This window comes from Cephaloticoccus capnophilus (assembly GCF_001580045.1).
GTDB lineage: Bacteria > Verrucomicrobiota > Verrucomicrobiia > Opitutales > Opitutaceae > Cephaloticoccus > Cephaloticoccus capnophilus.
The window spans coordinates 116,139-130,592 of the sequence record NZ_LSZP01000032.1 but is presented as its reverse complement, the minus strand read 5'-3'; the positions used below and the strand labels follow the sequence as shown (position 1 = coordinate 130,592).

Here is a 14,454-nt window from a genome sequence, read left to right as displayed (position 1 = left end):
CAGAGCCGCTTGGTTGCTGTGCGAATGCACGGCAACCAAGCGGCTCTGTAAATGGGTGCAGGCACAGCCTGCCGCCCCACGCGTAGTGGGGAAAAAGCGTATCAGCGCGGCGCGCGTTTCAAACGGGAACAGCCCCTAGTTCGCGCGAGGTAAGGGGGAGCAGTCACTGAGCCTCATAGCGCGCACACCAAGCGCGGTGCCAGCTCGCGTAATCACCTGCTTCGATGTGGGCGCGCGCTTGCGCCATCAGGTCTAGGTAAAAATGCAAGTTGTGCAGCGTGAGCAGGGTGCAGCCGAGGATTTCGCCCGCCTGAATGAGGTGGCGCAGGTAGCTCCGCGAAAACTGTGTCGTGTAGTTGACCACTTCTTCGCTGATGGGACGCGGGTCGCGCGTGTGCACTGCGTTGCGCAGGTTGAGCGGCCCATCGGGAGTAAAGACCAACCCGTGTCGCGCGACCCGCGAAGGCAGCACGCAGTCAAACATGTCCACCCCGAGCGCGATCATCTTGAGCATCTGCGGCGGCGTCCCCAGCCCCATCGTGTAGCGCGGCTTGTGGGCGGGCAGGTGGGGGATCGTCGCAGCGACCTGTTTGAGCATCTCGTCTTCCGGCTCGCCCACACTCACGCCGCCAACCGCGTAGCCCGAAAAAGGCAGTGCCGCGAGCGACTCGGCGGCCTCACGGCGCAAATCGTCGTAAGTCGAGCCTTGCGCAATGCCGAAGAGGAGCTGCCCGCGCTCAAAAAATCCCGTGTCGCGTGCATGCGCCAAGCATTGCTCGGCCCAACGCGCACTGCGCGCAACCGCCTCAGCGCAGGGCCCGCGCTCGCAAGGCCAAGGCGGGCACTCGTCGAGCACCATCGCAATGTCACTGCCGAGCCTACTCTGAATGTCCACGACCTCGCGCGGCCCGAGAAAAAGCTTTTTGCCGTCGAGGTGCGATTGAAACGCCACGCCATCGTCGCGCAGCTTGCGCAGCTTCGCCAAGGAAAAGACCTGAAAGCCGCCGCTATCCGTGAGAATCGGCCCGTCCCAGCCCATGAACCGGTGCAAGCCGCCCAACTCGGCAATCAACTCCGAAGTCGGGCGCAAGTTGAGGTGGTAGGTGTTGCCCAAGATAACCTGCGCGCCGATCTCGCGGAGCTGCACGGGCGTCATCGCCTTAACCGTCCCTTGCGTGCCCACCGGCATAAAAATCGGCGTCTCAATCGCGCCGTGTCGCGTGTGGAGGCGGGCGCGGCGAGCCCCCGTGTCACTATCGGTTTTAAGAACGTGGAAGTGCGGGCAATCGTCTGTCATCGTTTAGCTGCCCAAGACACGACCGCCCCACCCCAAACCGCGCCAGATAAAACGACTCATAAACCCAACACGCCTCCACACGAGCCAAGGCAAACAAGAGCCCGTAACAGAGCCCGGCTTTGAGCAGCAGCGCGGCAATTTTCCCACTACGCGTGGGGCGGCAGGCTGTGCCTGCACCCATTTACAGAGCCGCTTGGTTGCCGTGCATTCGCACAGCAACCAAGCGGCTCTGTGAAAATGACCCCAAACTTTGAGTCGGGAGTTTACTGGTGATTTTTCCCACCTCGCCCAAACGGGTTATCACTCTACTTTCCCTTTTACTACTCTCCCTGTCGCGTTGCGACAGGGGGAAGGGACTTCAAATTTGGGAATTGGTTTTGTCGCGAAGCGACGAGGCCAATTCCCAAATTGAACGGAAGCGGTCACTGACCGCCGCCCTACGCGGAGTGGAGGTCTTTGGCAGTGCTTCGCTTGGCGTGGCCCACTCAAAGCGTGCTGTCGTGAGTAGAAATTTGGGTTTGGGGTTGGCAGTGTGTGCCAGTTGAGCATCCCCTTCCGGTCTATGCGCGTACTCGTTACTGGCGGGGCCGGTTTTTTGGGCTCTCATCTTTGTGATCGGCTTTTGGCCGAGGGGCATGAGGTCATCTGCCTCGATAATCTTTTTACGGGCCGGAAGGCCAATATCGCTCACCTGCTTGGCGAGCCGCGTTTCGAGTTTGTTCGGCACGATGTGATCGACCCGTTTAAGTTCGAGGTGGACCAGATCTACAATCTCGCCTGTCCGGCCTCGCCGCCGCATTACCAGTACAACCCGATCAAGACCACGAAGACCTCGGTGATGGGGGCGATTAATTGCCTCGGGCTCGCCAAGCGGGTGAAGGCGCGAGTCTTCCAAGCGAGCACGTCGGAGGTGTACGGCGACCCGGCGGTGCATCCGCAGCCGGAGAGCTACTGGGGGCATGTGAACCCGATCGGGCGGCGCTCGTGTTACGATGAGGGAAAGCGCGTCGCAGAGACGCTGTTCTTCGACTACCACCGCGAGAACGGCGTGGATATCCGCATCGTGCGGATTTTTAACACCTACGGGCCGCGGATGCATCCGAATGACGGGCGCGTGGTGTCGAACTTCATCGTGCAGGCGCTGCGCGGCGAGGATCTCACGGTTTACGGCGACGGTTCGCAGACGCGCTCGTTTTGCTATGTGGACGATTTGATTGAGGGCTTTGTGCGGCTAATGGGCAGCGAAACCGTGGGGCCGGTGAATATCGGCAACCCGGGGGAGTTTACGATGTTGCAGCTGGCGGAGCTAGTGCTGCGGCTGGTGGGCGGCGCGTCGAAAATCGTGCACTTGCCGCTGCCCGCGGATGACCCGAGGCAGCGGCGGCCTGACATCGCGCTCGCCAAGCGCGCGTTGGGCTGGGAGCCGACCATCCCGCTCGAAGAAGGGCTTAAGCGGACGATTCACTATTTTCGCGGTCAGTGACTGGCTTGCTAGCCGCGCGTTCTGCACGGCATCCATGCCCGATCAGTAAATGGGGGCGGCGACCCGCTGCCGACCGCGCTTGCGCACTGGCCGCCGCCCGCGCTTACACACTTGTCGCCGCCGCCCCGCGCGCGGTGGCATTTACGCTCGCACGACTTATAGTCGTGCCGCCCCCGCCTCCTCGTGCAAAACGCTCTCGAAGAGTGTTTGCCAGCAAGCGGCTGCGTTGTAGAACCGGCCCTTCATGTTTTCATTTTTGTTCAAACGCTTTGCAGGTCGGCACTATAAGAAGTTCTTGGAGCGGAGCCGTCCGATTGTCGCGCAGATTAACGAGTTTGAGGCGTCGTATCAGTCACTTAGCGACGAACAATTGCGGGCCAAGACCGACGAGTTTCGCGCACGGATCGCCGCCGCTGAGGACAAGCACGCCGCGCTTGCCGAGCTGTTACCGGAAGCGTTTGCGGTTGTGAAAAACGCCGCGCGTCGCCTCCAAGGCCGCACGATTACGGTCTGCGATCACGAGCTGGTGTGGGACATGGTGCACTTCGATGTGCAACTCATCGGCGGGCTCGCGATTCATGAAGGCCGCATCGCCGAGATGGCGACCGGCGAGGGTAAGACGCTGGTCTCGACGCTGCCGCTCTACCTCAACGCGCTCACGGGCCGAAACACCCAGCTCGTAACGGTCAACGACTACCTCGCCCGCCGCGACTCCGAGTGGATGGGCCACCTTTACAACTTCCTCGGCGTGACGGTCGGCTGCGTGCAGCAGCAGATGCCGAGCGAGTTGCGCCGCGAGATGTATTCGCGCGACATTACGTACGGGACCGCCAGCGAGTTCGGCTTCGATTACTTGCGCGACAACGGCATGGCGACCCGCCGCGAAGACCAAGTGCAGCGCGACCACTGGTTTTGCATCGTCGACGAGATTGACTCGATCCTCGTCGATGAGGCGCGCACGCCACTCATCATCTCGGGCCCTGCGCCCGTTGAGCGCGAGCAACCCTTTACGCGCTTGCGCCCGGCGATCGACCGGCTCGTTTCCGCCCAAGAGCGGCTCTGCAACACGCTCATCGCCGAGGCCCGCGCCACGCTCGAGAAAGGCAGCGCAGCCAGCGAGGACGAGCGGCGCGCCGCCATTACCAAGATGCTGCAAGTCAAAATCGGCCACCCGAAGAACAAGCAGCTCCTGCGCCTTCAAGAAACCGCCGAGTGGCGCAAGGCACTCGACAAGTTCGAGACCGAGATGAGCTCGGACTTTAACAAGGCCGAATACTACCGGCTTAAAGAAGCGCTCTACTACGCTATCGACGAGCGCCAGCAGCAGGCTGACCTCACCGAGCTCGGGCGGCAGCAGTTGCGCCCTGACAATCCCGACGCCTTCGTGCTGCCCGACCTCGCGACCGAATACTCCGAGCTCGACCGCGAGAGCGCGGGCACGCCCGAAGAGCGCGAGGCCGGCAAACTCGCCGCCCAGCAACGCTTCGCCGAAGTCTCCGAGGAGATTCACTCCATCTCGCAGCTCCTGCGCGCTTACTCGCTCTACGAAAAGGATATCGAATACGTCGTCCAAGACGGCAAAGTGATGATCGTGGACGAAAACACGGGCCGCGTGATGCCTGGCCGCCGCTGGTCAGATGGCCTCCACCAAGCCATCGAGGCCAAGGAAGGCGTCACCATCGAGCGCGAGACCCGCACCTACGCGACCATCACGATTCAGAACTACTTCCGCATGTACGAGAAGCTGGCGGGCATGACCGGCACCGCGGAGACGGAGGCGAGCGAGTTTCACGACATCTACAAACTCGCCGTGCAGGTCGTCCCCACGAACAAGCCCTGCATCCGCATCGACGCCAACGACTCCATCTTCAAAACCCGCCGCGACAAATATAACGCCGTCGTTAAGGAAATCGAAGACGCGCACCGGCGCGGCCAGCCCGTGCTTGTGGGCACGGTCTCGGTCGAGTCGTCCGAAGTGCTCTCGCGGATGCTCAAGCGCGCGGGCATCATCCACACCGTTCTCAACGCCAAGTTCCACGAACAAGAGGCGGAGATCGTCGCGCGTGCGGGCCTTTCGGGCGCAGTGACTATCGCGACCAACATGGCTGGCCGCGGCACCGACATTAAGCTCGGGCCCGGGGTGCGCGAAGCGGGCGGGCTCTACGTCATCGGCACCGAGCGGCACGAGTCGCGCCGCATCGACCGCCAGCTGCGCGGGCGTTGCTCGCGCCAAGGCGACCCCGGCATGACCAAGTTTTTCCTCTCGCTGGAGGACAACCTCATGCGGCTCTTCCTCCAAGGAAACCTCGCCTCACGCCTCATGGAAGGCTCGATGAAGGAAGGCGAGGAACTCGCGCACCCGTGGCTAAACCGCTCGATCGAGAGCGCGCAGAAAAAAGTCGAGCAACAGAACTACTCTATCCGCAAGCGGCTCCTCCAGTACGACGACGTGCTCAACCAACAGCGCGAAGTCATTTACGGCATCCGCAACGCCGCGATTCACTCCGAGCGGCCCAAAGACATCATCTTCGAGCAAGTCCAAGAGGAGATTCTCACGCGCTTTGAAAACGCGGGTTATGGCGAGAAGGCCGCGCCCGGCGCGGCGGAAATCGACCAACTGGTCGGCTGGATAAACTCGCACTTCCCCATCGGGCTAAAACCCGAGGAGCTCTCTGCAACGGGCGACCTCGACACGCTCGCTGCCGACGTCCTCGCGCGTGTCGAAAAAGCCTACGCCGTTAAAGAGTCGGTCGAAATCCCCGAGGCGCTCGGCGCGCTCGAGCGCTACGTCATCATCAACGCCATCGATCGCCATTGGCAGGAGCACCTTACCGAGATGGAGGAGCTTCGCCGCTCGATCGGGCTGCGCAGCTACGGCCAAAAAGACCCCTTGGTGGAATACAAAGGAGAGGCATTTAAGTACTTCGAGGAGCTCATGAATAACGTGCGGCTGCAAATCTGCACGGGGCTCTTCCGCAGCGCGTCGAATATCGAAGCCTTTGAAAACATGCTCGCACTCCTCAGCCGATCGGCGCGTGCGCAAGGCCCGGCAGATGCCTTACCCGCTGGGGCGGCGGGCGCCAGAGGCTCGGTTAACACTGCGAATCGCTTGGGCGCGTCGTCGTCGTCGGGCGCTGCCCCTGCTAGCGGCGCGGCGAGTGCGCCGGGCGGGAGTCGCGAAATCCAACTGCCCAAAGTGACCATTCGCCGCGACATGCCCAAGGTCGGTCGCAACGACCCGTGCCCCTGCGGCTCGGGCAAGAAATACAAGAACTGCCACGGACGCTGAGCCGGGCTGAAACTTTTCTAAACGTGAGCGACGAAACCAAACGCGCCGCGTCGGTGCCACCGACGCGCAAAAAGAAAGGGGCTGCGCACCCGTGAACGACGACCAAGTCCCGAGCCGTGCGGGTAACGACAGCACGCCAAATAAAAAAGGCAGCGCCTCCGAGCGGCCCACAGAAACGGCAGAGTTCACTGAGCTCTCCTTTCTAAAGCGAAACCGGGATAGGCTCGCGGCGATCGGCGTCTTTCTCGTCACGAGCGTGCTCACGGTGCTGAGCTTCCCCCCATTTAACACCTCGGAGTTTGCCTACGCCTTTGCTGCGCCCGCCGTGTTTTGGGCTTACTTGCGGCCCTCGTTTCGACTCTACGCGGGGACGCTCCTCGCCGCGCAAGCAGTCGCCTGGTGTGTGATCCTCGGTTGGTTGCATCATGTGACCTGGGTCGGACTCCTCCTGCTCGGGCCCTTCGTCGGCGCGTGGATTGGGCTCTGGTATTTGGCGGTGTGGTGGGCGATGCCGCGCATGTGGACGCGGCGGCCCTTACAGCGGATTTTGGTGATCTTGGGGCTCGCGGGACTTTGGGCGCTGATCGAGTGGACGCGCGGCTGGGTCTTGGGCGGTTTCCCCTGGCTGCCGCTCGCCGCCAGCCAGTGGCAACGCTCAATCGTCCTCCAAGTCGCCTCGCTGACGGGCAGCGCCGGTGTATCCTTTTTACTGATACTGTTTAACCTAGGGATTGCGGCCTATGCGCATCGGCTGCTGCGTCAGTCGCATCAGGGGCTGAGGAAACGCTGCCCTGAGTTCATGTTTGCCCTGATGCTGCTGATCTTTCCGGCGTTTCTGATGCTGGGCGATACCTTTAGGCAGCAGCGGGTGGATGTGGCGCGGCTCGCACTCGTGCAGCCGCACATCCCGCAAGAGATAAAGTGGGAGCCCGCGCATGGCACGGAAATCGCGGCAACGCTCGAAGCCCTCACACTAGAGGCCGCGAGGCAGTGGCCGGACGCGATTTTGTGGCCGGAAGCCGTGACGCCTTGGGCGGTGCAGGGTGAGCCGCGCGCCCGCGACTTTGTGAGCACGCTCGCGCTGCGTGCTCGCGTGCCACTCGTGCTCGGGTCGATCGCTATCGAGGAGGCCGATCGCGCAGACGAGGCGTGGTTTAACGCCGTGCTTATCGCGACGCCTGAAGGCGGTGTTTCGCCGAGTTTTTACGCGAAGCGGCGTCTCGTGCCTTTTGGCGAATATGTGCCGCTGCGCCCCTTGCTCGGCTGGCTCTCTAAAGTCGTGCCGGTCGGCGATGACTTCGCGCGTGGCCACGACCCGCATCCGTTGATTCTACCGATGCAGCGCGGGATTGCGGTGCTCGGCCCGCTGATTTGCTACGAAGATACCTATCCGCAACTCGCCCGAGCGAGCGTGCGCAGTGGTGCGGAGATTCTCACCGTGCACACGAACAACGGCTGGTTTGGCGAAGACGGGGCGGCGGTGCAGCACGCGGCGCACGCGGTGCTGCGGGCGATTGAGACGCGGCGACCCCTCGTGCGCGTCGGCAATAGCGGCTGGAGCGGCTGGATTGATGAGTTTGGAAACGTGCGCGAGATGATGGCCGACGCCGAGGGCTCCATCTACTATCGCGGGGTAAAGACAATTAGCGTCTCACGCGACATGCGCTGGGCCGACCGCCAGAGTGTCTACGTGCGTTACGGAGATTGGTTCGTGCTCATGAGCGCAGTGCTCGCGAGCGCGGCTGGCGCACTCCTACGCCTCAGCGCCCCACCCACCGAGCCGAGTGATTTGTAGGGCTTTAAGGACGGTTAGAATAGGGTCTGTTCCCGTTTTAAACGCGAGCCGCGCTGAAACACCTTTTTTCCACTACGCGTGGAGCGGCAGGCTGTGCCTGCACCCATTCACAGAGCCGCTTGGCTGCCGTGCATTCGCACGGCAACCAAGCGGCTCTGTAGAAAGGAACCCAAACTTGGAGGCGGGAGCTTACTGGTGATTTTCCCACCTCGCCCAAACGGGTTATTACTCTACTTTCCCCTCCCTGTCGCAACGCGACAGGGGGAATGCTTTCAAATTTGGGATTTCGCTTTCGCGCGATAGCGCGATGAGAAATCCCAAATTGAATGGATGCAGCGACACGCTGCCGCCCCACGCGGAGTGGAAGGGATCTGTGGTCGTGTCGTGCGCAGCACACGTGAGTGGCGAGCCGCGAGCCAGAGGCCTCGCGTTTGAAAGGGGAACAGGCCCTGAGCGCCATTAGTTTTATTTAAAAATAAAATTTGCTTCCTAATATCAAACTGATAACTTTTCTTCTTAGAAAATCCCGTGGGAAACACCTCAAATCCCGTGGGAAACCCTGAGTCTCATGGGAAAGGCCAAAACCCTGAAATCCCATGAAAAAGACCTCTTTGGCCCTCGCGGCCCTCTTCTCGCTTTCTCTCATCCTCGCCGGTTGCAGCAGCAGCAATAGCGGCGGTGGCAATGGCCAGCCTCCACCACCTCTCGGCGGTGAAACGCCACCTCCCGGCGGTGAAACGCCACCTCCCGGCGGTGAAACGCCACCTCCCGGCGGTGAAACGCCACCGCCCACGCTTGCTGAGGAGATCGCGGCCGCCAAGACCATACCGGATCCGCTAGGTGCCATGGGAGCGGAATTTGCTGCTGTCCCTGGCACAGAGCTCAAGGCGCTCAGAGTCAGCGGCCAAACGGTGCCGGATGCCCCATACAGCTTCTCAGGGCTTCAGAATGGCTTGAACACTCTGCTTCTCGAAGTCGATTATGGCCCGGAGCCGGGTTCGAATAACCAGAGCAGCGGGACGGTCACCGGCAATCTGCGCATCTATGAACAGCCGTATTCGATGGTGATTGGCACCGTCTACACGCAGGACTCCGGGACTCTCATGGATGCGGACGACCTCAACGTGCATGAGGTGGAAGATGTGAGGGGGCTGGAGACGACCAGCGCAGTGATCGATGCCCTAACTATCACCGCTACCTAAGAGGGAACCGCCTTCAATGGCACGCAGGAAGGCATTCTGAGCTATATTATGAACTTTGCGACTGGCTGGGGTTTCGGATCAATCGTGGGCTTGGCCCAGTCGGGCAAGGTCGATCTGGAGGCGGCCCAAGTCATGGGCAACAGGATTAACGGCAAGGCGACGGTCGCGGTTGCACCGAATGCCGACGTCGACTATACGCTTGGCTTCTACGGTCCCAACGCGGAAGAAGTCGCCGGCGCCGTTTGGACAAACGATCCCGCCCTCGAAGGCGCGAGTGAAATCGGCTTTGGTGGCAAGCGCTGATTAACCCATTCTTCGTCCTTCTCCGTACTGCTGGGTCAGAGCTTTGATCCAGCAGTACTTTTTTGTCTTTTATTTTGAGAGCCCCCACCGTGCGACGACACTGGCAAATCCGTCTGGGGAGCGCAGGGCTGTTTCTGTGGGGCTGCGGGGTGACCTTATTCGCACAGGCAGATACTCATCGCTTCGAGCAATCGGCACCGCTGGCGGTGCCCGCCCCGGTGACGAATACAGCGCCTGTAGAGACCGATCCGGAGGTTGAAGAGGCCGTGCAGGATAACGCGCTGCGTCAGCTTTCCGGCCAAGAACTGCGCGATCACCCGCGCCTGATGGCACAGGTAATCGAACAATTGATCAAACAGCGACAATGGGCGCTGCTGCCGGCCATGCTGGCTGACTATGAGGCCCACCAAGAGGCCGATCCTCATCTGGTGTTGTATGCCAAAGGAGCACTGTACCGGCAGCAGAAGAACTACCCTCTGGCGACCGGCGCGTTTCAGGCGCTGCTGGATCTGAAACCTGAGCTGACCTATGTGCGCCTGGATCTGGCGATGATGCAGGTCGAGGATAAGCGCTATGGCGATGCGATCAAGACGCTGGCGCAGTTGGTGCAGCACGCTCAAACGCCGCCGCCGATCAAACAGTTGGCGCAGAACCAGCTGGCGCAGCTACAGAAGCTTTATGCGGTCGAATTCACGGTCAGCGGGAACTTTACCCGCAACGACAACGTGAACCAGGCATCGGCCGAACGCACGATCGAGTTTGCGGGGCTGGAGTTCGTCAAGAACCCGGAGAGCCTGCCCAAGACCGGGCATGGCTTCATGTACGGCTTGGGCGTACGCAAGATGCTGCCGCTGGCGGGCAATCATGGGCTGTCGGCGGGGCTTCGCTATAGCGGCATCCATTACTGGGACCAGCAGGACTATAGCGAGAGCACCTTGCGCTTGAATCCGGCTTACCACTACCAAACCCATAACCAGTGGTTCAGGGCGGGGCCGGTCTATGAGAAAAACTGGTTGGGTGGTTCGCAGTACGGCAGCCGCGTGGGCGCTCAGGCCGAATGGGGCAGGCAGATTCTGCCCAAGCATTACCTGATTCCGCATGCGGAGTACACGCACAAGCGCTATGACTCGCCAGCGCTGAACCGCTATGAGGGGGACAGTTACCGAGCAGGGCTAATGTGGGTCCATCAACTGAAGCCGGGCACGGCAATCTCGGCTGGCGGGTCTTACCAGCAAGATGTCCTCAATGAAAAAGCTGAGTCGTCAAAGACACTCGCGCTGCGCCTGGGCGGCAGCTACCGGACAAAGGGAGGCTGGAGCACACAGGTCAGCCTGCATGTGGGCGAAAGAAATTTCGATGCGATGCATCCGCTCTTTGGCATGACGCGACGGGATAAGGAGCTGATCGGGAGCGTCGGAATATGGCACAGAAAGCTCAGGGTCATGAAAATCACGCCGAAACTGGTGTACCGGTTCAGTGATATTCGGAGCAATATCCCGGCCTTGTATAGCCGACAGAGTGGCGGGTGGATGGTGGAGGTGGCCGATGTGGTCTTCTAAGGGCCTGTTCCCGTTTCAAACGCGCGCCGCGCTGCTGCGCTTTTTTCCCACTGCGCGTGGGACTTTTTCCCACTACGCGTGGTGCGGCGGTCAGTGACCGCTTCCATTTAATTTGGGATTTCGCAACGCGCTCTCGCGCGAAAGCGAAATCCCAAATTTGAAAGCATTCCCCCTGTCGCGTTGCGACAGGGAAGGGAAAGTAGAGTGATAACCCGTTTGGGCGAAGTGGGGAAAATCACCAGTAAACTCCCGCCTCCAAGTTTGGGCTCCTTTCTACCGAACGCTTGGCTGCTGTGCGAATGCACGGCAGCCAAGCGTCCGGTAAACGGGTGCAGCGACACGCTGCCGCTCCACGCGTAGTGGCAGTGGGCTGTGGTCGTGTCGTGCGTTGACGAGTGAGTGGGGACGCGGCTTTCTCCGCGCGCATGCAGGCTCTTTCTTCTCCCAATCCGTTTCTTGATTCTGTGTTTGAAGTGCGTTGGCAGCGGTGTCGGCCCGAGTGTGTCGAGCCTGCGATTGTGGAGGCACTTGTTGAGGCGCGGGGGGAGATTGAGAAAATCGCTACACAGCCGCTCGAAGGGCTCTCGTTTGAGAGCACTTTTCTCGCTCTCGAAAAGGCGACGGAGCGGCTGGGCACGGCGTGGGGGCTGGTGACGCATTGGCAGTCGGTCGCGGATAGTCCGGCTCTGCGCCAGGCGCACAATGCGATGCTGCCGCAGGTCAGCGCATTTTACTCGAGTATTCCGCTTAATCCCGAGCTGTGGCGGCGGCTCAAAGCGTTTAATGAAAGTGCGGCGGCGGGCGAAGTGCAGGGGATTGAGCGGCGCTTAATGGAGGAGACGCTGGCGGATTTTGTGCAGGCTGGGGCAGACTTGCCGGATGAGAAGCGAGCGCGTTTGGCTGCGTTGCAAAGTGAGTTAGCGCAGGTGACGCAGAAGTACTCGGAAAACGTGCTCGATGCGACGAATGCCTGGGAGCTGATCGTCGAGGACGAGGCGCGGCTGGCTGGCTTGCCGGAGCATGCAAAAGAGGCGGCGCGGCAGAGCGCGGCGGGCGCGGGCCGGAGCACGGGGTGGCGCTTTACGCTGCATCAGCCATCGCAAGAACCGGTGATGGTTTACGCGCAGGACGAGTCGTTGCGGCGCGAGCTTTGGGAAGCGGCGGTCGCGGTGGGGACACGCGAGCCGCACGATAACACTGCGCTGGTGCGCCAGATTTTAACGTTGCGCGCAGAGAAGGCGGCCTTGCTCGGCAAGCCGAACTTTGCGGAGGTCGTGCTGGAGCGGAGGATGGCGCAGGGCGGGGCGCGGGCTTTGGCGTTTGTGGAGGATTTGGGGGCGCGGGCGGCGGCGGCGTTTGCTCAGGACACGAGCGAACTGGAAAAATTTAAGGCCGCCCAGACGAGTGAGCCGGTCGCAAAGCTCGCGCCGTGGGACTTGGCGTTCTGGGCGGAGAAGTTGCGCCAAAAGAAACACGCGTTCGACGAGGAGGCACTGCGGCCTTACTTCGCGCTGGGTTCGGTGGTCGAAGGGCTCTTTGAGTTGGTGCGGCGGGTGTTTGGCGTCGTGGTGAAAGAGCGCGCGGCGGGGGCTGCGGAGGTCTGGCACCCGGAGGTGCGGTTTTACGATTTGTTCGACGCGGACAGCGGGGAGCAGCTTGGCTCGTTTTACTCGGACTGGCATCCGCGCGACGCGAAGCGCGGCGGCGCGTGGATGAATTATTTGCGAACGGGCGCGCGTAGCGCTGACATGCGCACGCCTCATCTGGGCTTAATTTGCGGGAACCTCACGCCGCCGGTGGGCGAGCGTCCGGCACTGTTGACGCATCGTGAGGTCGAGACGGTTTTTCACGAGTTTGGGCATTTGCTGCATCACCTGCTGGGCGAGATCGCGGTGAAGTCGCTCAACGGCGTGAATGTCGCGTGGGACTTTGTGGAGCTGCCTTCGCAGATCATGGAAAACTGGTGTTGGGAGCGCGAGGCACTCGACTTGTTCGCGCGGCACTACGAGACCGGCGAGCGGATCCCCGATGCGCTGTTTGAGGCGATGAGCGCGGCGCGGAATTTTCGCTCGGCGACTTTTCTGATGCGGCAAGTGAGCTTGGCGAAACTTGACTTGCTACTGCACACGGACAGCGCGCGCTACCTCGCTGCGTCGGATATCGAGACGGCGATCCGCGCGGCTATCGCGCCGCACCTAGTGCCGACCGAACCGAGCGCGCCAACGGTGTTGACGCGCTTCGGGCACATTTTTTCCGACCCGGTGGGCTACGCCGCGGGCTATTACTCTTACCAGTGGGCGGCGGTGCTCGATGCCGATGCGTTTACGCGCTTCAAGCGCGAGGGGCTCTTTAATCGGCAAACAGGGCGAGCGTTTCGCGAAGCGATCTTATCGCGTGGAAACGCCGCGCCGCCGATGGAGCTGTATCGCGAGTTTATGGGCCGTGAGCCAGACTTGCAGGCACACCTAGCGCGCTCAGGCATCTAGGGGCTGTTCCCGTTTCACCACTGCGCGTGGGGCGGCAGGCTGTGCCTGCACCCATTTACCGAACGCTTGGCTGCCGTGCTCATGCACGGCAACCAAGCGTTCGGTAGAAAGGAGCCCAAACTTGGAGGCGGGAGTTTACTGGTGATTTTTCCCGTCTCGCCCAAACGGGTTATCACTCTACTTTCCTTTTTACTATTCTCCCTGTCGCAACGCGACAGGGGGGAATGCTTTCAAATTTGGGAATTGGTTTTGTCGCGAAGCGACGAGGCCAATTCCCAAATTGAACGGGTGCAGCGACACGCTGCCGCCCCACGCGTAGTGGAGGTGGTCTGCGGTCGTGTCGTGCGTTGACGAGTGAGCGAGCGAGAGCGCTAATAGCTGCGGTTACTGTGTATTAAATACGTAGCTATGCGCATCTGCTTTGCGGTTTACATGGGCTTGAGTGCTACGCATTTACACGATCCTATGATCATCGCAGACATTGCCAAAATACCGGGTAACACGTTTCCGGCTCGCCGTTGGGGGCGTGGGCTCGCGGGCCAATCCGGTCAACCTATTCCGGCAAAAGGTTTCACGATGGGCTACGTTATCCTAGAGCCTAATGGCGGGCAGGTGCCTTGGCATAACCAAGAGCAAGAAGAGGTTTACATGGTGCTCCAAGGGCGTGGCGAGATCTGCGTAGGTGAGGAGAAGAGCGAAATCACGGCGGGGCAGATGGTTTACTTGCCGGCTACGGTATTTCACCAACTGACCAATGTAGGCGATTCGCCGCTACACATGATGTATTGTTACTGTCCGGGCGGCGATGTCGCGCACTGGCGGCAGGAGCTTGAGGGGACGCTGCCGCGCGCGGGGGAAGGGGACATCCCTGCGCTCCCTGCCGGAGCCCAGCCGCAGTGCACGGACAAAGCACAAGCGCCCCTGTAAATGGGTGCAGGCACAGCCTGCCGCCCCACGCGTAGTTGGAGGTCTGCGACCTCTAGCACTGCCCGCTTCCCTCGTTGGGCGGCTCCGGCGCGCCCAGCGAGCCTGCTGCCAAA

The 14,454-nt window shown here is 61.2% G+C and carries 8 protein-coding genes and 1 pseudogene; 8 read left to right on the top strand and 1 reads right to left on the bottom strand.

Features of this window, described 5'->3' with window-relative positions:
• Positions 1 to 163: 163 nt before the first annotated feature.
• Positions 164 to 1,297 carry a tRNA guanosine(34) transglycosylase Tgt gene (gene tgt, locus AXK12_RS03965; RefSeq protein ID WP_068711666.1) on the bottom strand — a complete coding sequence of 378 codons (1,134 nt, stop codon included), beginning with the start codon at positions 1,295 to 1,297 and terminating at the stop codon, positions 164 to 166.
• Between the two features lie 562 nt (positions 1,298 to 1,859).
• Here tgt and AXK12_RS03960 point away from each other — a divergent pair.
• The 8 genes and pseudogenes from AXK12_RS03960 to AXK12_RS03925 all read left to right on the top strand — a co-directional run bounded on the left by AXK12_RS03960 (position 1,860) and on the right by AXK12_RS03925 (position 14,341).
• Positions 1,860 to 2,780, top strand: a complete 921-nt coding sequence (locus tag AXK12_RS03960) for a UDP-glucuronic acid decarboxylase family protein (protein ID WP_068711664.1) — start codon at positions 1,860 to 1,862, stop codon at positions 2,778 to 2,780.
• A gap of 244 nt (positions 2,781 to 3,024) precedes the next feature.
• Positions 3,025 to 6,069, top strand: a complete 3,045-nt coding sequence (gene secA, locus AXK12_RS03955) for a preprotein translocase subunit SecA (protein WP_068711662.1) — start codon at positions 3,025 to 3,027, stop codon at positions 6,067 to 6,069.
• A 91-nt stretch (positions 6,070 to 6,160) separates the two neighbouring features.
• Positions 6,161 to 7,864 (top strand): apolipoprotein N-acyltransferase, encoded by a 1,704-nt coding sequence (gene lnt, locus AXK12_RS03950; protein ID WP_068711660.1) that lies wholly within the window; start codon positions 6,161 to 6,163, stop codon positions 7,862 to 7,864.
• A gap of 596 nt (positions 7,865 to 8,460) precedes the next feature.
• Positions 8,461 to 9,066 carry a hypothetical protein gene (locus AXK12_RS08495; protein WP_082782628.1) on the top strand — a complete coding sequence of 202 codons (606 nt, stop codon included), beginning with the start codon at positions 8,461 to 8,463 and terminating at the stop codon, positions 9,064 to 9,066.
• Between the two features lie 12 nt (positions 9,067 to 9,078).
• A pseudogene (locus AXK12_RS03940) lies at positions 9,079 to 9,369 on the top strand (factor H binding protein domain-containing protein); the annotation flags it as partial.
• A 62-nt stretch (positions 9,370 to 9,431) separates the two neighbouring features.
• Positions 9,432 to 10,928 (top strand): surface lipoprotein assembly modifier, encoded by a 1,497-nt coding sequence (locus tag AXK12_RS03935; protein WP_156468840.1) that lies wholly within the window; start codon positions 9,432 to 9,434, stop codon positions 10,926 to 10,928.
• Between the two features lie 425 nt (positions 10,929 to 11,353).
• Positions 11,354 to 13,414 (top strand): M3 family metallopeptidase, encoded by a 2,061-nt coding sequence (locus AXK12_RS03930; RefSeq protein ID WP_068711652.1) that lies wholly within the window; start codon positions 11,354 to 11,356, stop codon positions 13,412 to 13,414.
• A 465-nt stretch (positions 13,415 to 13,879) separates the two neighbouring features.
• A complete protein-coding gene (locus AXK12_RS03925) occupies positions 13,880 to 14,341 on the top strand; it encodes a cupin domain-containing protein (protein WP_068711684.1) in 462 nt (153 codons plus the stop codon).
• Positions 14,342 to 14,454: the final 113 nt, after the last annotated feature.